Genomic DNA, 21,146 nt, shown 5'->3' with positions numbered 1-21,146 from the left:
TGGTACTTTTCGGCGGGTGTCCGCTGCCGCTCAGTCTCATCCCTCCACTCCCGAGACTCCCCTCGCGCTCATAAAAGGGGCCTTACAAAGAAAGGGGAACGGCCTGTTGGCCGCTCCCCTTTGTCGTGTCAGCGGGTCTTGAGATAGGCGACCGCCTCGGCGGCCGTCCGGTGGGCGGCGGCTACGCAGTCGTTGAGGCCGATCCCCCGGTAGGAGTTGCCGGTGAGGAAGAGCCCGGGGTGTGCTGCTCCCTTATCCGCCAGGGCTTCCAGCCGCTTGCCGTGGCCGACGGTGTACTGGGGGATCGCCTGGGGATGGCGGAATATCCGGGAGAAGGAGGGGGCTTCCGTGATCCCCATGATGGCCTGCAGGTCGGCCCTGACCCGCCGGATCACTTCGTCGTCCGGGAGATTGATATACTCGGGGAAACAGGCACCCCCCATCATGCTCCTGAGCAGCACCTTGCCGGCCGGCGCCCTGTTTTCGAAGATGCTGGAATCCCAGAGGGTGCCGAGGGTGTTCATCCCTTCCTGCTTGGGGATCAGGTAGCCGAATCCGTCGAGGTCGCGCTCGATCCGCTCCCGTTCGTAGCCGAAACAGACGACGGTCATGGTGGCATAGGGTATCTGCCGGAGCACCGCCGCCATGTCGGGGGCCATCTCCGTTACGAGCTCTGCCGTGGCGTAGGCGGGGGTAGCAAGCACCACCAGGTCCGCTTCCTGTTCGCCGCTGTCGGTTGTCACCCGATAGGGAACGCTTGAGCCGGTGCCGATCCGCACGGCACCACTGCCGGTCAGGATGTTGTCCGGACCGATTTCCGCGGTGAGGATATCGGTCAGGCTCTGGATGCCGTCCCGGAAGGAGGTGAGGACCCCGCCAGGACCGGCTGCGCTCGCCACCACCTTTCCTTCCTTCTGCTCCCGTTTTTTCTTTCTGGCCAGCCGGATCATCGCCTTGACCAGGCCGCCGTACTCCCGCTCCAGTTCGGCAATGCGGGGGAAGCAGGAGGCCAGCGACATGGTTTCCGGGTCACCGGCGAAGATTCCCGATACCATGGGAGCAATCAGCTTGTTGAGCGCCTCTTTCCCGAGCCGGCGACGGCCGAAGGCCGCCAGGGTTTCGTCCACCCCTGCCGGCGGACCGGCGACGAAGGGGGTCGGCTCCAGGGCGAGCCGGAGCTTGCCAGGCCAGGAGATCAGCTCGCTTTTCAGGAACGACGGTCCGTTCTCGGGGAGACGGTGGAGGACGCCTCCCGAATAGATGAAGCGCTTGCGGGCGTTATCGTTGCTCCGGAGCAGGTACTTATCCGCCCCCAGTTGACGGCAGAGGTCGAGGGTCTGGGGCTTGCTGTCGAGGAAGCCGTTGGGTCCCCATTCGCAGAGATAACCGTCGGCCTTGATGCTCCATATCTTTCCGCCGGTCCGCTGCTCTTTCTCCAGGAGGGTAACGTCAATCTCGAGTCCGGCTTCCCGGGCCTGCTCCCGAAGCAGGTAGGCAGCCGCAAGCCCGGAAATTCCCCCCCCGACGATGATAGCTTTTTTCACGTCATGCTCCTTTTGGCCGCAAGTTGGTTATGGTGACCGAGTGACAGAGTATCTCCACGGTTTTTACCTGTCAAGGTGAAACGGGCGCGTTCGGTTGACATCCGCCCATGCAGGGATTACATTCAAAGCACGCACGTGACAGGAAAGGAAGGAACGATGGCTCAAAAAGAGTATTACGAGGTCCTTGGGGTGAAAAAAGGGGCTTCGGCCGAGGATATAAAGAAGGCCTACCGGAAGCTGGCGGTGAAGTACCACCCGGACAAGAATCCCGGCAACAAGGAGGCGGAGGAGCGGTTCAAGGAGATCAACGAGGCCTACGCGGTTCTGTCCGATCCCAAGAAGAAGGAGCAGTACGACCAGTTCGGTTCTGCCGGATTCCACCAGCGGTATTCCCAGGAGGATATCTTCCGGGGCTTCGATGTGGGGGACATCTTCAAGGATGCGGGGTTCAGCACCGACGACATCTTTTCCCGCATTTTCGGCGGAGGGTTCCAGCAGCGGGGTGGGTACGGCTTCGGTGGAGGGCGTCGGAGCAAGGGGGAGGACTACAGCATGGAGCTGGCGGTCTCTTTCCGGGATGCCTTCAGCGGCTGCGAGAAGCGGGTTGCCTTCGCCCGGGGTGGGGAGCGCGAAGAGCTGTCCGTTAAAGTCCCGGCCGGAGTCGACACGGGGGCGAGGTTGCGGGTCCAGGGTAAAGGCGGGCCCGGCAGCGGCGGCGGGCCGGCCGGTGACCTCTATCTTGACATCAAAGTCGGCAGCGATCCCCATTTTCACCGGGTGGGGGATGATATCGTGGTGGAGCGTCTGCTCCGCTTTTCGGAGGCGGCCCTGGGGACGTCACTTGAGGTGCCAACCCTGGAGGGGACCAAGCGGATAAAGGTGCCGGCAGGTATTCAGCCGGGGACCAAGATTCGCCTGAAAGGATTGGGGTTTCCCCGGATGGGGAAGGGGGAACGGGGGGACCTGTTCGTACGGGTCAGCGTCCAGGTGCCGGAACAGCTCACCGGTACCCAGCGGGAACTGCTGGAGCAGCTGGCGGGTAAAGGGTTGTGAGGGGCGTGGCGGGCTTCTTCCCGCCCCTTACTTTATTTCGATGGATGCACCCTTGCGGAGGTCTGCCAGCCACTGGTTGAAGCGGTCTTCTGACTTTTTACGGTAGAGGGTCTCCTCGATCTCTCCCTTTACTTCCTCAAACGGCTTCGGTTTGCCGGCGGTTCGCTCCTCGAGCTTGATGATGTGGATTCCTGCCGTGGTCACCACCAGTTCGCTGATTTCCCCCGGCTTCATCTTCAGAACGGTGGCCTCGATCTCGGGGAGCATCTCCCCCTTTTTGAACGTCCCGAGATCGCCGCCGTCCGTTTTTGCCCCCGGATCGTCCGAGTTCTTCCGGGCGAGCTCGGCAAAGTCCTTGCCGCTTCGGGCCTCGAACAGCACGTTCGCGGCTGTCATCATGACCCGCCTGATATCCTGGGAGGTGGCATCCTTGCCGAGGCGGAAGAAGATGTGGCGGGCGCGAAACTGCTCCTCCGCCCCGTATTTTGTGGGGTTGGCTGCGTAGTACTCCCGCATCTCCTTCTCTCCCACCTGGATCTTGGCACGGACTTCCTGGCTCATGAGGCGCAGACGCTCCAACTGCTCCTTCAGCTGCGCCCTGTACTGGTCGAAGGAGAGCCCCTGGCCGGCAAGGGCCGCAACCAGCGCTTCCTGGGAAAGATTGTTCTGCTTTTTCACGTCCTCGATGGCCTGCCGTACTTCTTCCTCAGTAACCTTTATGTCCAGTTCTTTGATCTTCTGTTCCGTGAGTTTCCGGTCAATCAGGCGGTTGAGAGCGGAACCGCGCAGCTCCCCACGGGCAGCGACGGATACCGGCCCCTTTTTCTCCGCCTCCTTGGCAAGGATCGCGGTCTCCTTCTCCACATCGTAGGAGGTGATGATCTCGTCGTTGACGATGGCCGCAATGCCGCTCACCATTTCGGCGGCGGAAAGGGCCGGCAGGATGGCCAGGATGGTCAGGAGAAGGATTTTATAGTAGATATTCATGGCGTTCGTATACCGATGGTTTTCCGTGCAACGTAAAAAGGGCCGGGCAGTTGCCCGGCCCGCGGCTGGTCTTCGGAAAGGCTGTTATTTGGGCTTGGCTTCTGCCGGAGGCGCTGCGGTTTCCGGGGTTGACTTCCCTCCCAACTCGTTCAGGACATCTTCCTTTATTGCTATCTTGGCGCTCTTTTTCAGGTCATCCTTCAGCTTCTTGAAGACCTCCTGCTGTTTTTCCGGCAGGAGCGCAGCCTTTATCTGGTCCTTGACTTCGGCGAAGGGGCGGACGCCAGCCGGCCGTTTGCCGGTCAGCTTGATGATGTGGTAGCCGAACTGGGTCTTGACGATACCGGAAAGCTCCCCTTCCTTGAGACCGAAGGCAACCTTTTCGAATTCGGGAATCATGGATCCCTTGCTGAACCACCCCAGATCGCCACCCTTGGCGCCGGCGGAGTCAACGGAGTGTTTCTTCGCCAGTTCCTCGAAGCTGGCACCCTTTTTCAGCTGGCCAAGGATATCCTGAGCTTCGCTCTCCCCCTTGACGAGAATATGGCTGGCCTTGACCTGCTCGCCGGCCTTGAACTTATCCTTGTTCTCGTCATAAAACTTCTGGAGGTCGGCATCGGCAAGACCTGCCTGCTCCTCGACCTTTTTCTTCAGGAATGCCTCGACCACCACCCGCTTCTTCAGGTCTTCCAGTTTTTCCGCCACCTCAGGGCTCTTCTCGATCCCGTCCTTCCGGGCCTGCTGGAGGATGAGTTCGCGAATGACCATGGTATCAAGCATCTCCTTCTTCCCTTCGGCGGTGTCGGCCATCGGCTTCAGGTAGGGGGGGAGATTTTCCAGCTCACGCTTGAAGTCTTCGGTGGTGACGACGACCCCGTTGACTTCGGCCAGGGTCTTTCCTCCCGACGTTCCCTTGGTCCCTTCAGTCCCCGTCTTGGCGTTGCAGCCGCAGACGGCGGCAACGCAGAGGACCAGCAGGGCGGTCTTGACTCTATTGCGATTATGCACGGTTAACTCCTTGAGAAGAGAGAATTTCGGCAGTCCGACAGCGGAACGTAGCATATCAGGTAAGCCTTTTCAAGAGATTTCTGGCCGCTGTCAGGACCCCTTCGAAGGTGGTATCGGCAAGCTCCATGACGAGGCGGTAATCGGGTGTGAACTGGTATGTTTTCGGGTGCTGGCGGATGAGGCCGATGATGGTGTCCGGGGAGACCGGGGTCTTCTGATGGAAGGCGAAGACCAGCCGCCGGCCGTCGAATTCCACCTCCCGGACGAGGAGCGCCTTGAGCCGGGGGCGAATCCGCATCACCTCCAGCAGGTAGACGGCGGCAAGGGGGAGCTTGCCGAAACGGTCCGTCAGTTCCCCTTCCATCTCGGCGATATCGTCCGTGGAGCTGGCCTGGGTCAGTTTCTTGTAGATGACGAGGCGCTGGTTCGGGTCGCGGACGTAATCTTCCGGGATGAAGGCGGGGATGCGGAGCTTGAGTTCCGGCTCCACCTTCTCCACCATCTCTTCCCCCTTGAGTTGGCGGATGGTCTCTTCCATCAGCTCCGTGTAGAGCTCGAAACCGACGGCGGCGATGTTCCCCGACTGCCGGGCTCCCAGCAGGTCCCCTGCGCCGCGCAGCTCCAGATCGTGGGTGGCGATGCGGAAGCCGGCGCCGAGTTCCGTCAACTCCTGGAGGATGCGGAGCCGCTCCCGGGCGTCGCTGGAGATGGCTCCCTCGCCGGGGATAAGGAAGTAGGCGTAGGCCCGCTGCTTGGAACGGCCGACCCTGCCCCGCAGCTGGTAGAGCTGGGCCAGGCCGAAGCTGTCGGCCCGGTTGACGATGAGGGTGTTGGCGGTGGGGATGTCGAGCCCCGACTCGATGATGGTCGTGGAGAGGAGGAGATTGGTCTCGCCATGCATGAAGCCGAGCATCACCTTCTCCAGCTCTTTTTCGTCCATCTGGCCGTGCCCCACGGCGATGCGTGCCTCCGGTACGATGCGGCCGAGGTGCTCGGCCATGGCACCGATGCTCTGTACCCGGTTGTGGACGAAAAAAATCTGCCCCCCCCGGCGCAGTTCCCGCAGCACCGCCTCCCGGATAACCTCGTCGTTGAAGCGGGAAACGAAGGTCTTGATGGCGAGCCGGTCCACCGGGGGAGTATCGATGATGGAGAGGTCCCGGATCCCCATGAGGGACATGTAGAGGGTGCGGGGGATGGGGGTGGCGGTGAGGGTCATGATATCCACCACCGCCCGGTACTTCTTGAGCCGTTCCTTGTGGGTGACGCCGAATCGCTGTTCCTCGTCGACGATGAGGAGCCCCAGGTCGCGGAACTCCACGTCCTTCTGGAGGAGGCGGTGGGTGCCGATGATGATGTCGATATCCCCCTTCTTGACACCGGCCAGGATCTCCTTCTGCTCCTTGGGGGAGCGGAACCGGGAGAGCATCTCGATCCGGACCGGGTAGGCCTTGAAACGGGCGGTGAAAGTTTCCAGGTGCTGCTGGGCGAGAACCGTGGTCGGCACGAGGATCGCCACCTGCTTCCCTTCCATGACCGACTTGAAGGCGCCCCGCATGGCTACCTCGGTCTTGCCGTACCCCACGTCGCCGCAGACCAGGCGGTCCATGGGCTTTCTGCTCTCCATGTCCGCCAGCACGTCGTCGATGGCGGCCTGCTGGTCGGGGGTCTCCTCAAAGGCGAAGGAGGCTTCGAACTCCGTATAGAGCTCGTCCCGCGGACCGAAGGCGTGTCCTTCCTGGAGCTGGCGCGCAGCGTAGATTTTCAGGAGCTCTTCCGCCATCTCCTGCACCGCGGCCCTGGCTTTGGCCTTGGTCTTTTCCCACCCCGTACCCCCCAGCTTGTCCACGTGGGGCTCGATTCCCTCGGCACCCACGTAGCGCTGCACCAGGTTGATCCGGTCCACCGGCAGGTAGAGCTTGTCGCTCCCCGCATACTCCAGCAGCAGGAAATCACCTTCCACGTCCCCCAGGGTGAGGTGCTGGAGGCCGCGGTAGATGCCGACGCCGAAGTCGATGTGGACCATGTGGTCCCCCGGCTTGAGCTCGGCCAGGGAGGTGAGGAGCTGTTTCTTGCGCGCCTCGGAAAGGCCGCGGCGCTTGACCCGCCGGCCGAAGATCTCCTCCTCGGCGATGACCGTAACCCCGTCCTCCCGGAACCGGAATCCCCGGGAAATCTCACCCACCAGGATGGCCACCTTGCCGTCCCGGCGCTGCACCTCCCGGGGAAAGGGACGTTCCGCTATGTCCAGGGGGAGCCCGTAGGGGGCGAGGAGTTCGTAGAGCCGCTGGGCCTGTCCCCGCTGATGGCAGACCATGACGACCCGTTGCCGTTCCGCCAGCCAGTCGTTGAGGTGGGCCACCAACGGTTTCAGGACCCCTTCGCTGTCGGGGGCGAAGTCGAGCTTGAGGTCGGCGTTGTCCGCCACGGTGAAACGCTGGATTGCCTTATCCCCCATTCCTTCGTCCAGAAGGAGTGAGGGGAGGACGAGCCGTCGGCCACCGGCCAGGATGCTCTCCAGTTCGGCCGAAGCAAGGAACAGGTCGGAGGGTTCGCAGGTGATGGCATCCTGTGCCTGGGCCCGCTCAAGGGCCGCTGCCATTTCGTCCTCGCGGCGTTGTATGGCGGCTGTGATGGCTTCCGGGTCGAGCAGGACCCGGACCGCCGACGGGCCGGTATAGTCAAGAAGCGTTGACAGGCCGGGGTGAAAGAGGGGTTGCAGGTACTCGATCCCCGGCGGGTAAATGGAGCTCTGGACCTGTTCTGTCAGCTCCCGCCGGCGGATGGTCGGGATGTCCAGATGGTCGCACCGCTTCTTCAGCCGGGTCGCGAATCCCTGCAGGACTTCGTCGGTAAGGATTACCTCCCGGGACGGGAGAAGGACCAGTTCGGAGAGGGGGCGAAGAGAGCGCTGGGAGACCGGGTCAAAGGTTCGGATGGTGTCGACGAAATCGCCGAAGAACTCGATACGGACCGGTTCAGGGAGGTTGGGGGGGAAGATGTCCAGTATCCCCCCCCGACTGGCGAAGGAACCCCGGTCTTCCACGAGGGGGACGTGGGAATAGCCGAGTTTGACCAGTTTCCCCAGGAGGGTTTCCCGTTCCGCCTCTTCCCCCGAAACCAGGTAGTGGGAGACCTCCCCCAGCGTCTGTCGCGGCAGTACCCGCTGAGCCAGTGCTGCGAGGGGGGTGACCACGGTCCTGGCCCGTCCGTCCAGGAGGCGGAAGAGGGCATTGAGGCGTTGTCCGATGATGTCGGCATGGGGGGAGGCGGGTTCGAAGGGGGCCGTATCCCATGACGGGAAATAGAGTATTCCCTCGGCGTCGCCGTCATAGAAGCAGAGTTCCCGCCAGAGCTCCTCCGCAGATTCAGGGTCAGGGGTGATGACCAGGAGCGGTGCCGGAAGATCGGGCATCAGCCTGGCCAGGAGGTAGGCCGGGGCTGAACCCTTGAGGCCGGCAACGGTCACGAGAGAATCTTCGGCGCTGAGGGCCGGGGCAAGCTGTTTGATGTGGTCCTGGTGGGTGGTCGCCATGGTCTACCCGGTCTGTTTGGGGGGGTGCTCCTTGAGGTTTTTCTGCCGGCGCTCCTCGATGAACATGTCGATGGCGAGGAGGAATACCCCGACGCAGATGGCCGAGTCGGCTACGTTGAAGGCGGGCCAGTGATGTTCGTACCAGTGGACATCGAGAAAATCGATCACCTCTCCCAGCCTGACCCGGTCGATGAGGTTGCCAACCGCGCCGGCGAAGATGAGGGAGAGGGCGAAAGCGGTGAAATTCTGGTCAGGCCGGAGCTTGCGGAAAAAGGTGACGATAACCACCACGGCAATCAGGGAGACGAGGATAAAGAAGGGGAGGCGGTAGCTGAAGTTGGCCAGGAAACTGAAAGCCGCCCCCTTGTTGCGCATGTAGGTGATATTGAAGAAATTCTCCACGACGGTTATGGATGAGTGGAGATCCATGGTCCGGTCGATGTAGAGCTTGGTTGCCTGGTCGATGCCGATGAGCAGGGTGGAGACCACGAGGAGCGTGAGGTATTTCAGTTTCATGGATTCGATTTCCTAATAAGGCAAAAAGCTTTAACCGCCGAGGATTACTTCACCGCAGCCAGGCATTTCGGGCAGATGGTCGCGTGTTCGCTGTCCGTGCCGAGCTCTTCGCTGTAGCACCAGCAGCGCTCGCACTTCTCTCCGGGGGCGGCGGTGACCCGCACCTTCATGCCGGCTATTCCTTCGGCCGCGTAACAATCGCTCGCGAGGGTATCGGTCAGCATCACGCTGGAGACGATGAAGATGGCCGGCAGTTCCCGGGCATATCCGTTCAGGAAGCCGAGCAGTTCGGAATCGGCGGCGATAGTTACGGCGGCGTCCAGGGAGTGGCCGATGGTCTTGGCCACCCGGGCCTGTTCCAGTGCCTTGGAGACCTCGGTACGGACCTTCATGATCCGCTCCCACCGCTCCACCAGCTGCTCGTCCTTCCACTCCGGGTTGAGGGGCGGGAATTCGGCCAGATGGACGCTTTCCTCCCGTGCTCCCGGCATGTACCCCCAGACCTCGTCGGCAGTGAAGGAGAGCACCGGCGCCATGAGCCGTACCAGGGTATCGAGGATGCGGTACATGACGGTCTGGGCGGAGCGTCGTTCCACCGAGTCCTTCCTGCTGGTGTAGACCCGGTCCTTGAGAATGTCCAGGTAGAAGGCGCTCATCTCCACGGTGCAGAAGCCGTTCATGGCGTGATAGAGGACATGGAACTCATACTCGCCGTAGCAGGTGAGGACCTTTTCCTTGAGAAGCTCCAGCTGGTGAAGGGCCCAGCGGTCCAGTTCCGGCATCTGCCCGTATTCGACGGCGTCCTTCGCCGGGTCGAAGTCGTGGATGTTCCCCAGGATGTAGCGGCAGGTGTTCCGGATGCGGCGGTACGCCTCGGAGAGGCGGGTGAGGATCTCCTGGGAGATGCGGATGTCGTCCCGGTAATCCTGGGCGGCCACCCAGAGGCGGAGGATCTCGCCACCGAACTTCTTGATCACCTCTTCCGGGGCGACCACGTTACCCACCGACTTGCTCATCTTGCGTCCGGCGCCGTCCACCACGAAGCCGTGGGTCAGGACATTCTTGTAGGGGGCGACCCCCCGGGTCCCGACGCTCTCCAGGAGGGAAGAGTGGAACCACCCCCGGTGCTGGTCACTCCCCTCCAGGTACATGTCTGCGGGGGAGGCGAGCTTGGCGTTCGGCTCCAGGACCGCAGCGTGGGAGACCCCCGAGTCGAACCAGACATCCAGGATGTCCATCTCCTTCTGGAATTCCGTGGCACCGCATTTCGGGCATGTCGTCCCCTCCGGCATCAGGCGGGGGGCATCCCAGTCGAACCAGATATCGGCGCTGTGCTGCTTGAACTGCTCGGCGACAAAGTCCATGATCGTTCCGTCGGCCAGGTATTCGCCGCAGGCGGTGCAGGAGAAGGCGGTGATGGGGACCCCCCACGTGCGCTGGCGGGAGATGCACCAGTCGGGGCGGTTCTCAATCATGCCGTAGATCCGCTCTTTTCCCCAGCGGGGGATCCACTGGACGGAGTTGATCGCCTCCAGGGCGTTCTTCCGGAGGTCGTTCGCCTCCATGGAGATGAACCACTGCTCGGTGGCGCGGAAGATGATCGGCTTCTTGCAGCGCCAGCAGTGGGGATAGGAGTGGCTGATATTGGCCTGTCCCACCAGCGCCCCCACTTCGGCCAGTTTTTCGATGACGGCCGGATTGGCGGCGAAGACGAACTGGCCGCCGAAGAACTCCAGGTTGCCGATGTACTTGCCGTGGTTGTCCACCGGGTTGTAGATCTCCAGCCCCTCTTTCAGGGCGAGCTCGTAGTCCTCCTGGCCGTGACCCGGCGCGGTGTGGACGCAGCCGGTCCCCGCTTCCAGGGTCACGTGCTCGCCGAGCAGCACGACGGAGTCACGGTCGTAGAAGGGGTGCCTGCACCGCTTCCGTTCCAGCACCGGTGCAGCGAAGGTCGCCAGCACCTTCCCGTCGAGCTTGTTGGCCGCCAGGAAGGCGTCCTTCAGCCCGTCGGCCACGATCAGCACCTCCCCGTTCACCTCCAGGGCGGCGTAGGTGAAGTCGGGGTGGATGGCGATGGCCAGGTTGGCGGGGATGGTCCAGGGGGTGGTGGTCCAGATGACGAGGGAGACCCGTTTCCCCGCCAGGGCCGGCACGGCGGCGGAGATGTCGTCCTGCAGGAGGAACTTGACGTAGATGGAGGGGGAGGTGTGGTCGGCGTACTCCACCTCCGCTTCCGCCAAGGCGGTGACGCAGGAGGAGCACCAGTGGACCGGTTTCTTGCCGCGGTAGAGGCCGCCGTTGTGGGCGAATTTGGCCAGCTCGGCGGCGGTAAGCCCCTCGTACTCGTAGTTCATGGTGAGGTAGGGGTTATCCCAGTCCCCCAGGACGCCGAGGCGCTTGAACTCGTCCCGCTGGATGGCTATGAACTTCTCGGCGTAGGTCCGGCACTCCCGGCGCATGGCCAGCTTGGACATCTCGTGCTTCTTGGAGCCCAGGTTCTTCTCTACCTGCAGCTCGATGGGGAGGCCATGGCAGTCCCATCCCGGGACATAGGGGGCGCTCAGCCCCTCCATCCGCTTGCTCTTCAGGATAACGTCCTTGAGGATCTTGTTGAGGGCGTGGCCGATGTGGATGTGGCCGTTGGCGTAGGGGGGGCCGTCGTGGAGTATGTAGAGCGGCCGCTCCTTCCCCTTTTCTTCAATCTTTCCGTAGAGTCGGGTATCGTCCCACTTTTTCAGGATTTCCGGTTCCCGCTGGGCCAGGTTGGCCTTCATGGGGAACTCGGTAACCGGCAGGTTGAGCGTCTCTTTATAGTCCATACGACCTCCAGGCGAGATGGGAAGCAATCCTTGTGCGAAACGCCTTAAACTACTAGGAACCCATTGAAAAGTCAAGGCTAAAGGGGCGTTTTTGCTTGTCTATTCAGGGTGGAAATGGTATATGTTGCCGGCTGTGGCGAAAGGCGCCTGCGCCCCGACGTGGAACGGTCCTGAACCTCCACCCGTCACGGCACGGTTCAGACGAGCGCCTGTCGGCGACCTCACAGTTTTCCGTTCATCGTTGATTCCGGGGGCAGTTCATGGATAGCAGCAAGCAGGAGAGTTTCTGGGGGGGTATAGTCAAGGCGCTGGGGCTGGTCTTCGGCGACATCGGCACGAGCCCCATCTATACCCTCACGGTCATCTTCACCCTGACCAGGCCGACCCAGGAGAACGTCTTCGGCATCCTCTCCCTGGTCTTCTGGACCATGACCATCCTCGTCACCTGTGAATACGCCTGGCTCGCCATGAGCCTGGGCAAGAAGGGTCAGGGGGGGGAGATCGTCCTCAGGGAAATCCTGATCAAGCTCCTCAGGCAGGGGAGGCTGCTGGCGTTCGCCGGGATACTCTCCTTTCTCGGCGTCTCGCTTCTCCTTGGGGACGGGGTCATAACCCCGGCCATCAGTATCCTCTCCGCCGTGGAGGGGATGCATCTCGTCCCCGGCTTCGAACAGATCCCCCAGTGGGTGCTGGTCGTCATCGCCGCCCTCATCGCCGTTTCCCTCTTCTTTTTCCAGTCCCACGGGACCGACCGGGTCGCGGGGATATTCGGGCCGATCATGGTGGTTTACTTCGGCGCCCTTTTTGTTTCGGGGGTTACGTCCATCGCCACCATGCCATCGGTCATAACGGCCATAAACCCGTGGCACGCGGTGGAATTTTTCAGGAACAACGGGCTTCCCGGCTTCTTCGTCCTCTCCGAGGTCATCCTCTGTTCCACCGGCGGCGAGGCGCTCTATGCCGACATGGGACATCTCGGCAAACGCCCCATCATCCGGGCATGGTATTTCGTCTTCGCCGCCCTGATGATAAACTACCTGGGGCAGGGGGCCTACGTCATCCAGAACCCGGAGACGAAGAATCTCCTGTTCGGCATGATCAAGGGACAGGCGCCCATGCTCTACATCCCCTTCCTGCTCCTGACCATCATGGCGACCATCATCGCGTCCCAGGCGATCATCAGCGGTGTCTTTTCCATTGTCTACCAGGGGATCACCACCCGCCTGATGCCCCTGATGCGGGTCGAATACACCTCTACCCACCTCCAGTCCCAGATTTACATCCCGGCGGTCAACTGGTCGCTCATGGTCGCCGTCATCATGGTGATGTTCCTGTTCCGCAAGTCGGGGAACCTGGCGGCGGCCTACGGCATGGCGGTCACCGGGTCCATGACCATCACCGCCATCATGATGATGATCGTCTTCGCCAACACGACGAAGAAGTGGAAAGTTCCCATCGTCGCCGTCATCTTCCTGATAGACCTCCTCTATCTCCTCTCGACCTTTTCCAAGATACCCCACGGGGCCTACTGGTCGATCATCCTGGCATCCATCCCCCTGGGGACCATCCTGATCTGGACAAGAGGACAGAAGTCGCTCTACCGGGCTCTGAAACCCCTCGATCTGGACACCTTCATGCTGAGTTACCAGCAGATTCGCGCCAAGGGATACATCCCTGGAACGGGCATCTTCTTCACCCGGGAGAAGGACGTCATCCCCCCCTACCTTGTCCACTGCATCATCCGGAGCAACATCCTGTATGAAAGGAACGTCCTGATTTCCATCAACCGGACCGATGAGCCGTTCGGTGTGTATACCTGCCTCACCGAAGGGATGGGGCCGGGGCTCGACGCCTTCGAGATCCAGGCGGGATACATGGAAGTCCTCGACATCGAAACGCTGATGAAGGAAAACAGCATTGTGGGGAAGGTCATCTTCTACGGGGTCGAGGACATCTCCACCATGAACCCCGTCTGGCGGGTCTTCTCCGTCATCAAGAAGCTCACCCCCAATTTTGTCCAGTTCAACAAGCTGCCGGCGTCCAAACTCCAGGGTGTCGTGACGCGGGTGGAGATGTAATGCCATGATGGGGAAGATCTACCGCTACCTGGTCTCGCTCAACCTGGGGCTCTGGCTCATGGCCGGGGTGCTGCTGTTCATGGCGATCGGCTCCTTTGCCAGCAGCGGGGAAGAAGGGCGTTCCCTCAACGACCTGCCGCTGTTTTACTGGTTGCAGGAGGCGCCGCTGACCGTTTCCTGGTGGCTCTGGGTGACTATCGGCCTGCTGGCCCTGCTGGCGGTCAACACCGTTCTCTGCAGCATGGAGTCCCTCGGCAAAAAGTGGGAGCGGGGTAATTTTCTGGTCCGTATCGCCCCCCAGGTCATGCACCTAGGATTCCTGCTGATCATGGTCGCCCATCTGGTCAGCGCCAGGGGGAGCTTCAAGCAGGTGATGGAGGTGGGGGAGGGGTCGACTATCGGCTTTCCCGATGGCGGGGTAGTGCTGGTGGAGAGGCTCGACGCCGCCATGGGGCCCATGGGGATGCCGACCGGGTACAGCGCCCGGGTCCGTACCGTTGCGGGGGGAATGGCAGCCGGGACCGTCAGCCCCAACCACCCCTTCTTTCACCGGGGGTTCGGGATCTACCTGAAGGAGGTGGGGTTCATGCCGGCGCCGGTGGCACTGGTGGAGATCCACCGGGAACCGGGGGCAGGATGGGCGCTGGCGGGGGCATTGCTGTTCACGGTGGGTAATGTTGCGCTGCTGGCGGTCCGGCGGGGACGTTCGCTTTCCTGAGGACTACGTTCACTCCTCGGCATCTCCCCGCCGGGGGTAGAATGATGTCGAGACAAGCGAAGGGCGCCGTTGCCGGCGCCCTTTTTGTTACTTCAGCACTTTCATCGACTTTATAACCACCGGTGTCACCGGCACGTTCTGGAAGACCATGTTCAGCTGCTTCTGTGGGGTCGACACGATTTTGTCAACCACCTCCATCCCGTCGATCACCCTGCCGAAGACGGCATAGCCAAAGCCGTCGGGTTGGGGGCGATTGAGTCCGCCGTTGTTCACAACGTTGATAAAAAATTGAGAGGTTGCACTGTTGGGATCACCTGTCCTGGCCATGGACAAGGTCCCGCGGTCGTTCTTGAGGCCGTTGTCCGCCTCATTTTTGATCGGTGCATTGGTCGTCTTGGGCTTCAGATCCGCCGTCATCCCTCCACCCTGGATCATGAAGCCGGGGATGACCCGGTGAAAGACGGTGCCGTTGTAGAAGCCGCTGGTGACGTAGGCGAGGAAGTTCTTCACCGAGAGGGGTGCTTCCTTCTGGAACAGCTCCAGCTTCACGTTGCCAAGGCTCGTTTCCATGAGCACCACCGGGTTTTTACCTTCGGCGGCCAGGGCGGTCCCCCCCAGCAGCAGGGTGCAGGCGAGGGTAAACATGATTTTCTTCAGCATGGTGATTCCTCCTTGCGATGGGGTGTGTAGGGTTTCAAGTATACAGGAAGTAGGGGTGTCTCGGTCAACCTTTTCCCATGAGAATGGTGACGTAATCCTCCAGGATGCCCATGTCGAGCTGGCGGCAGCCGAGACGGGCGAAGCGGTTCTGGATGTCGAACTTGTCCTGGAGAGGGATGCCGGAGAGGAGGAGCAGTCCTCCCCGACGGGTCATGGCCACCATCTGGTCGGCCAGGGCCAGGTGGAGGTCGGCGTAGATGTTGGCGAGGAGCAGGTCGAACTGCTCTCCGCGGAGGGAGTTCAGTTCTCCGCAGACCGTCAGGACCCGGTCCTCCATCCCGTTCAGGCGGGCATTGGCGGCGCAGGAAACTGCCGCAGGCCACTCGATGTCCACGGCGACCACCGCCTCCGCCCCGAGCCGGATTGCCGCGATGGCGAGGATGCCGGTGCCGCTCCCCAGGTCGAGCCCCCGGGCACCCCGGACTTCGGGGCGCCTTGCCAGCATCTCCAGGCAGGAGGCGGTGGTCTCGTGCTCGCCCGAACCGAATGCCCCCTTTCTGCCGAGGACGAGGGGGATGCCGCACGGTTCAGGCGGCAGGGCGTCTTCCGGCAGGATGGTGAAGGGGCCGATGGCGAAGGGGGTGAAGATGCGTCCGGACATGGTCGTGCTCCGTGATGGTGGATTGGGAGGCACCTTACTCCATTTCCCCGCCAAAGGAAAGGAAACTAATGGTTGACATCAAGTGCCGATGGGGCGAAAATTATCGCCCGAATCATGAAATTTCAGATAGTTGGGGAGGACGGAGCGTTGCAGATCAAGTTTGGCACCGACGGCTGGCGAGGGATCATCGCCCGCGATTTTACCTTTGACAATGTTTCTCTTGTGGCCCAGGCCACCATGGACTATCTCCACCGGGAAGGGCTCGGGGCCAAGGGGGTGGTGGTCGGTTACGACCGGCGTTTCCTTTCCCGGGAGTTCGCCGAACGGGTTGCGGAGATCGCCGCCGGCAACGACATAACCTGCTGGCTCATCGATGGTTACGCCCCGACACCTGCGGTTTCCTGGGGAGTGCACGAGCTGGGGGCCGGGGCGGGGGTGATGATCACCGCCAGCCACAACCCTCCCATCTACAACGGCTTCAAGGTGAAGGAGCAGTACGGCGGTTCGGCCCGCCCTTCGACCACCAAAGTGCTGGAAGAGATGGTGGCGGCCAACCAGGCGAGCGGCCGGGAGGTGCGGGCCATTCCCCTTGCCGAGGCGCGGGAGAAAGGGGTAGTGAAGCCTTTCGCTGCCAGGACCTCCTATTTCAAACAACTGGCCCGCTATGTCGATCTCGATCTGATCCGTCGCGCCAACATCCCGGTGGTGGTGGATCCCATGTACGGCGCCGGCACCGGCTTCATCCCGGAACTTCTCCCCGGTACCGCGGAAATCCATGCCCTGGAGAATCCCGGCTTTGGCGGTCAGCCTCCCGAGCCGACGGAAGAGCACCTTACGGACCTTGCGCTTCTGGTGAAGAGCGGCCAGTACCGGGTCGGCCTCGCCCTGGACGGGGATGCGGACCGGATCGGCGCGGTGGACGAGGCGGGGGAGTTCTTTTCCTCCCACCGGATATTCACGGTCCTCCTCCGCCATCTCCATGAGCGGAAGGGGCTCGCTGGCGGAGTGGTGAAGACCGTTTCCACCACCCGGATGATCGACCTGCTGAGCGCCAAATTCGGCCTTCCCCTGTTCGAGACCCCCATCGGCTTCAAGCATATCTGCGAACTGATGCTCGATCATGACATCCTCATGGGGGGTGAGGAATCGGGAGGGCTCGGCGTCAAGGGGCATATTCCGGAGCGGGACGGCATCCTCATGGGGCTGCTGCTGCTGGAGGCGATGGCCATGACCGGCAAGGGATTGCGCCAGCTTCTCATGGAAACCATGGACGAGATCGGTCATTTTTACTACCATCGCCTTGACCTCCCCATCGACAATGCCGCCAAGGAAGAGCTCATTGCCCGGCTCAAGGCGGGGGGAATGTCGACCATCGCCGGTCGGGAGGTTGCGGAGGAGAATTTCCGGGACGGCTTCAAGTTCATTTTCGGCGACGGTTCCTGGCTCCTCATCCGTCCCTCCGGTACCGAGCCGGTGCTCCGTCTCTACAGCGAAGCGGGAGACCCCGACCTTGTCACCGCATTGCTCCAGGCCGGACGGGATATAGCCCGGATCTGATCTCCTCGTTTCCCAAGGTGAGGGGCGACAGGGATGAAAGGCGCCGGTTTCCTGCTCCTGACCGCCCCTCCGGTAGCACCCCCGTTCGCATCTGCAAACCGGCATCCTTCGTGAGGTTCCACCATGATCAGGGCATTTTTACGCAAAGACGGATCGTTCAAGCCGGCCACCATAGAACTGGACCAACTTGCGACCCTGGAACGGGACTTTCTCGTCTGGCTCGACCTCCTCTCCCCTTCCCCGGAGGAGTGCGCTGCGGTGGAGGAAATCCTGAACATCGAGATCCCGACGCGCCAGGAATCGGAGGAGATCGAGTTCAGCTCCCGCTACTGGGAGGATGACGCCGGCATCATGATCAACACCTACTTCCTCGTCAAGGAAGCGGCCAAGGCATACAACGAAACCGTTTCCTTCATCCTCAAGGATCAGTTCATCGTTACCGTCCGGTTCAGCGACCTGCGCATATTCACCGAATTTTCCAGAAAACTTCGTCTCAACCCCAGTGCGTTCCGGGACGGGGCCGACGTCCTTTCCGGCATCCTGGGGGTGCGGGTCGACATGGATGCCGACATTTTGGAAAACCTTTCGAAGGAGATCGTCAGTGTCGGCAGGAAGGATCCCCGCTCCTTCGAAAACCCAGCCCGGTTTCTCGAATACATCACCGCCTACGAGGATATCAATATCACCATCCGCGAGAACCTGACCGACAAGCACCGGGTCCTCTCTTCCCTTCTCAAGAGCGGCAAGATTTCAGAAAATCTGAAGAAAGAGTTCAGTCTCATGATCAAGGATGTAAACTCCCTGACAATTTCGGCCAATTTCAACTTCGACCGCCTCGATTACCTGCAGAACCTCTTTCTCAACCATCTGAGTATCGAGCAAAACAAGGTCATCAAGATATTCACCGTCATGTCGGTAATCTTCCTGCCGCCGACGCTCATAGCCAGCATTTACGGAATGAATTTCCGGCATCTGCCGGGGCTGGAATGGCCCTACGGCTACGTGCTGTCGCTTTTTCTCATCGTCGTTTCCGCCGTCCTTCCCCTCTATATATTCAAGAAAAAAGGATGGCTCTAGTTGCCGTAAACGCCGATTCTTTCGTGCAACGCAACATAGTGAAGGGGATTTCCGAATACCATGGCAAGCGACAAGATCATCATCAAAGGGGCCTGCGAGCACAACCTGAAGTGCATCGACGTGGAGATCCCCCGGGACCGGCTGGTGGTCATCACCGGCATTTCCGGGTCGGGGAAGTCGACCCTGGCCTTCGATACCATCTACGCCGAGGGGCAGCGCCGTTACGTTGAGTCCCTCTCCGCCTACGCCCGCCAGTTCCTGGAGCAGATGGAGAAGCCGGACGTGGAGTCCATCGAGGGGCTCTCCCCGGCTATCTCCATCGAGCAGAAGACCACCAGCAAGAATCCCCGCTCCACCGTCGGGACGGTCACCGAGATCTACGACTACCTGCGGCTCCTCTTCGCCCGGGTAGGCCGCCCCCACTGCTACAGTTGCGGCAGGGAGATCACCTCCCAGACCGTCTCCCAGATGGTGGACCAGATCATGGCGTTCCCCGCCGGAACCAGGCTCAACCTCCTCTCCCCCATGGTGCGCGGCCGGAAAGGGGAATATCGGAAAGAGCTGCAGCAGCTGCGGAAGGACGGCTTCACCCGGGTGATCATCGACGGAAAGCCGTTTGAACTGGCGGAAGATATCACCCTCGACAAGAACAAGAAGCACGATATCGACATCGTGGTGGACCGGCTCATCGTCAAGGAGGGTTTGGAGCGGCGGCTGGCCGACTCCCTGGAGGTGGCTCTCAACCATGCCGAAGGGATCGCCAAGGTGGCCATCGTGGACGGCGAGACGATGCTTTTTTCCGAATCCCTCGCCTGCATCGACTGCGGCATCTCCTACCCGGAGATGACGCCGCGCATGTTCTCCTTCAACAACCCCTACGGCGCCTGCCCCGACTGCACCGGCCTTGGCACCCGGATGTATTTCGATGCCGACCTGGTGGTCCCCAACCCGAATCTCTCCATCCGGGACGGTGCCATCGCTCCGTGGGAAAAGCGGCTCTCCGGCTGGTACCACCTGACCCTGGAAGCCCTGGCCAAGGCCTATGACTTTGACATCCGCACCCCCTTCAGCAAGCTCCCGGAAAAGGCCCGGCAGGTGATCCTGTACGGCTCGGGAGGAGAGAAAGTGGAGTTCTGGTGGGAGGAGGACGGCGGCCGCCGCCATACCTACCAGAAGGAGTTCGAGGGTGTGCTGAACAACCTGGAGCGGCGGTTCCGGGAGACCGACTCGGAGCAGGTGCGGGAGGAGCTGGAGAAGTACATGAACGTCATGCCGTGCCCCACCTGCCAGGGGGCGCGGCTGAAGAAAGAAGCCCTTTACGTCAGGATCAACGGGCGGAACATCTGCGAGGTGACGGCCCTTTCCATCAAGGAGTGCCTGACGTTCTTCGCCGACCTTCCCCTGACCGAGAAGGAGGCGGAGATCGCCCGCCGTGTTCTGAAGGAGATCCGGGAGCGGCTCCACTTCCTGGTCAACGTGGGGCTCGACTATCTTTCCCTGGACCGCTCCTCCGGCACCCTCTCCGGCGGGGAAGGACAGCGGATCAGGCTCGCCACCCAGATTGGCTCCTCCCTCGTGGGGGTCCTCTACATCCTGGACGAACCCTCCATAGGCCTCCACCAGCGGGACAACGCCCGGCTCCTCCAGACCCTCAAGCACCTGCGGGACATCGGCAACACGGTGCTCGTGGTGGAGCACGACGAGGAAACCATCCTGGAGTCGGACCACGTCATCGACATGGGACCGGGGGCGGGAGTCCATGGCGGCGAGGTGGTGGCCCAGGGGACGCCGGCGGAGATCATGGCGAATCCCGCGTCCCTGACGGGACAGTACCTGTCGGGGTCACTCTCCATCGCGGTGCCGAAGAAGCGGCGCACCCCCAAAAAGTTCCTGAAGATCGTCGGTGCTACAGAGAACAACCTGAAACAGGTGGACGTGCAGGTTCCCCTCGGCGTCATGACCTGCGTCACCGGGGTTTCCGGGTCGGGTAAATCCACCCTGGTCATCGACACCCTCTACAAGGTCCTCGGCCAGCGACTCTACAAGAGCCGGGAGAAGGCGGGGGCGGTGCGTGACATCAAGGGACTGGATGCGCTGGACAAGGTGATCAACATCGACCAGTCCCCCATCGGCCGTACCCCACGCTCCAATCCCGCTACCTACACCGGGCTTTTCACCGATGTCCGTGACCTGTTCGCCCAACTCCCCGAATCCAAGGTGCGCGGCTACAAGCCGGGGCGCTACTCCTTCAACGTCAAGGGGGGGAGGTGCGAGGCGTGCTCGGGGGACGGCATCATCAAGATCGAGATGCACTTCCTTCCCGACGTCTACGTCCAGTGCGAGGTCTGCAAGGGTGCCCGGTACAACCGGGAGACCCTGGAGGTGCGCTACAAGGGGAAATCCATCGCCGAGGTGCTGGACATGACCGTCTCCCAGGCGGTGCAGTTCATGGAGCATATCCCCCGCATCAGGACCAAGCTGAAGACCCTGGAGGAGGTGGGGCTCGGCTACATCAAGCTGGGGCAGTCCGCCACCACCCTCTCCGGTGGCGAGGCCCAGCGGGTGAAGCTCGCCAAGGAGTTGGCCAAGCGGGCCACCGGCCGCACCATCTACATCCTGGACGAACCGACCACCGGCCTCCACTTCGCCGACATCCAGAAGCTCCTGGACGTCCTGCAGCGGCTGGTGGAGGGGGGAAACACCATCGTCATCATCGAGCACAACCTTGACGTGATCAAGACCGCCGACTACCTCATCGACCTGGGGCCGGAAGGAGGGGATCGGGGGGGCGAGGTGATCGCCACGGGGACCCCAGAAGAGGTGTCCCTTGTCACCCGTTCGTACACGGGGCAGTTTCTGCGCAAGCTTCTCTGAGGGTGGTATGTCAGCCATTCCCTTCGTAACATGCAATGCTGACAGAAGGAATTGACACG

At 61.6% G+C, this 21,146-nt stretch carries 14 protein-coding genes; 6 read left to right on the top strand and 8 right to left on the bottom strand.

Annotation, left to right across the window (positions count from 1 at the left end; translation table 11 throughout):
- Nucleotides 1–128 precede the first annotated feature (128 nt).
- Nucleotides 129–1,544, bottom strand: a complete 1,416-nt coding sequence (gene hemG, locus KI810_RS01670; RefSeq protein WP_214173750.1) for a protoporphyrinogen oxidase — start codon at nt 1,542–1,544, stop codon at nt 129–131.
- Nucleotides 1,545–1,700: 156 nt separating this feature from the next.
- Between hemG and KI810_RS01665 the strand changes: the two genes are divergently transcribed.
- Entirely contained in the window at nt 1,701–2,597 is an 897-nt protein-coding gene (locus KI810_RS01665) for a DnaJ C-terminal domain-containing protein (protein WP_214173749.1), read from the top strand.
- Between the two features lie 27 nt (nt 2,598–2,624).
- Here the strand turns inward: KI810_RS01665 and KI810_RS01660 are convergent, their stop codons facing one another.
- From KI810_RS01660 to ileS, 5 genes are all read right to left on the bottom strand, one after another.
- Complete coding sequence (locus KI810_RS01660) at nt 2,625–3,584, bottom strand: peptidylprolyl isomerase (protein ID WP_214173748.1); 960 nt, start codon at nt 3,582–3,584, stop codon at nt 2,625–2,627.
- 84 nt (nt 3,585–3,668) lie between these two features.
- Nucleotides 3,669–4,592 carry a peptidylprolyl isomerase gene (locus tag KI810_RS01655; protein WP_343213451.1) on the bottom strand — a complete coding sequence of 308 codons (924 nt, stop codon included), beginning with the start codon at nt 4,590–4,592 and terminating at the stop codon, nt 3,669–3,671.
- Nucleotides 4,593–4,647: 55 nt separating this feature from the next.
- On the bottom strand, nt 4,648–8,127 hold the full coding sequence (gene mfd, locus KI810_RS01650) for a transcription-repair coupling factor (RefSeq protein ID WP_214173746.1): 3,480 nt from the start codon (nt 8,125–8,127) through the stop codon (nt 4,648–4,650).
- Nucleotides 8,128–8,130: 3 nt separating this feature from the next.
- Complete coding sequence (gene lspA, locus KI810_RS01645) at nt 8,131–8,643, bottom strand: signal peptidase II (RefSeq protein ID WP_214173745.1); 513 nt, start codon at nt 8,641–8,643, stop codon at nt 8,131–8,133.
- 44 nt (nt 8,644–8,687) lie between these two features.
- Entirely contained in the window at nt 8,688–11,462 is a 2,775-nt protein-coding gene (ileS, locus tag KI810_RS01640) for an isoleucine--tRNA ligase (RefSeq protein WP_214173744.1), read from the bottom strand.
- 260 nt (nt 11,463–11,722) lie between these two features.
- On the opposite strand from ileS, the gene KI810_RS01635 reads away from it, so the two are divergent.
- Both KI810_RS01635 and KI810_RS01630 read left to right on the top strand, forming a co-directional pair.
- The gene (locus tag KI810_RS01635) at nt 11,723–13,540 is read left to right on the top strand and encodes a KUP/HAK/KT family potassium transporter (protein ID WP_214173743.1); all 1,818 of its coding nucleotides are present in this window, start codon (nt 11,723–11,725) and stop codon (nt 13,538–13,540) included.
- 4 nt (nt 13,541–13,544) lie between these two features.
- Nucleotides 13,545–14,258, top strand: coding sequence for a cytochrome c biogenesis ResB family protein (locus tag KI810_RS01630; protein ID WP_214173742.1), 714 nt, complete (start codon nt 13,545–13,547; stop codon nt 14,256–14,258).
- A gap of 87 nt (nt 14,259–14,345) precedes the next feature.
- Here KI810_RS01630 and KI810_RS01625 read toward each other — a convergent pair whose 3' ends face one another.
- Nucleotides 14,346–14,918, bottom strand: a complete 573-nt coding sequence (locus KI810_RS01625) for a peptidylprolyl isomerase (RefSeq protein WP_214173741.1) — start codon at nt 14,916–14,918, stop codon at nt 14,346–14,348.
- Nucleotides 14,919–14,982: 64 nt separating this feature from the next.
- Nucleotides 14,983–15,579: a 50S ribosomal protein L11 methyltransferase gene (locus KI810_RS01620; protein WP_214173740.1), complete on the bottom strand. Its 597-nt coding sequence runs from the start codon at nt 15,577–15,579 to the stop codon at nt 14,983–14,985.
- A gap of 147 nt (nt 15,580–15,726) precedes the next feature.
- Between KI810_RS01620 and KI810_RS01615 the strand changes: the two genes are divergently transcribed.
- From KI810_RS01615 to uvrA, 3 genes are all read left to right on the top strand, one after another.
- Nucleotides 15,727–17,136 carry a phosphoglucomutase/phosphomannomutase family protein gene (locus KI810_RS01615; protein WP_214173739.1) on the top strand — a complete coding sequence of 470 codons (1,410 nt, stop codon included), beginning with the start codon at nt 15,727–15,729 and terminating at the stop codon, nt 17,134–17,136.
- A 123-nt stretch (nt 17,137–17,259) separates the two neighbouring features.
- Nucleotides 17,260–18,213, top strand: a complete 954-nt coding sequence (gene corA / locus KI810_RS01610) for a magnesium/cobalt transporter CorA (protein ID WP_214173738.1) — start codon at nt 17,260–17,262, stop codon at nt 18,211–18,213.
- Between the two features lie 60 nt (nt 18,214–18,273).
- Nucleotides 18,274–21,087 carry an excinuclease ABC subunit UvrA gene (uvrA, locus tag KI810_RS01605; protein WP_214173737.1) on the top strand — a complete coding sequence of 938 codons (2,814 nt, stop codon included), beginning with the start codon at nt 18,274–18,276 and terminating at the stop codon, nt 21,085–21,087.
- Nucleotides 21,088–21,146 lie beyond the last annotated feature (59 nt).

Source organism: Geomobilimonas luticola (assembly GCF_018476905.1).
Taxonomy (GTDB): Bacteria; Desulfobacterota; Desulfuromonadia; order Geobacterales; family Geobacteraceae; genus Geomobilimonas; species Geomobilimonas luticola.
Note: the sequence above shows the minus strand (reverse complement) of the source record. Positions and strands in the feature narration are given on the sequence as shown.

Excerpts from the sequence above, each read along its gene's own strand:
- uvrA (WP_214173737.1), top strand. The coding sequence starts at position 18,274 with ATGGCAAGCGACAAGATCATCATCAAAGGGGCCTGCGAGCACAACCTG.
- ileS (WP_214173744.1), bottom strand. The coding sequence starts at position 11,462 with ATGGACTATAAAGAGACGCTCAACCTGCCGGTTACCGAGTTCCCCATG.
- KI810_RS01620 (WP_214173740.1), bottom strand. The coding sequence starts at position 15,579 with ATGTCCGGACGCATCTTCACCCCCTTCGCCATCGGCCCCTTCACCATC.
- KI810_RS01635 (WP_214173743.1), top strand. The coding sequence starts at position 11,723 with ATGGATAGCAGCAAGCAGGAGAGTTTCTGGGGGGGTATAGTCAAGGCG.
- KI810_RS01660 (WP_214173748.1), bottom strand. The coding sequence starts at position 3,584 with ATGAATATCTACTATAAAATCCTTCTCCTGACCATCCTGGCCATCCTG.
- KI810_RS01630 (WP_214173742.1), top strand. The coding sequence starts at position 13,545 with ATGATGGGGAAGATCTACCGCTACCTGGTCTCGCTCAACCTGGGGCTC.
- mfd (WP_214173746.1), bottom strand. The coding sequence starts at position 8,127 with ATGGCGACCACCCACCAGGACCACATCAAACAGCTTGCCCCGGCCCTC.
- KI810_RS01665 (WP_214173749.1), top strand. The coding sequence starts at position 1,701 with ATGGCTCAAAAAGAGTATTACGAGGTCCTTGGGGTGAAAAAAGGGGCT.
- corA (WP_214173738.1), top strand. The coding sequence starts at position 17,260 with ATGATCAGGGCATTTTTACGCAAAGACGGATCGTTCAAGCCGGCCACC.
- KI810_RS01625 (WP_214173741.1), bottom strand. The coding sequence starts at position 14,918 with ATGCTGAAGAAAATCATGTTTACCCTCGCCTGCACCCTGCTGCTGGGG.
- lspA (WP_214173745.1), bottom strand. The coding sequence starts at position 8,643 with ATGAAACTGAAATACCTCACGCTCCTCGTGGTCTCCACCCTGCTCATC.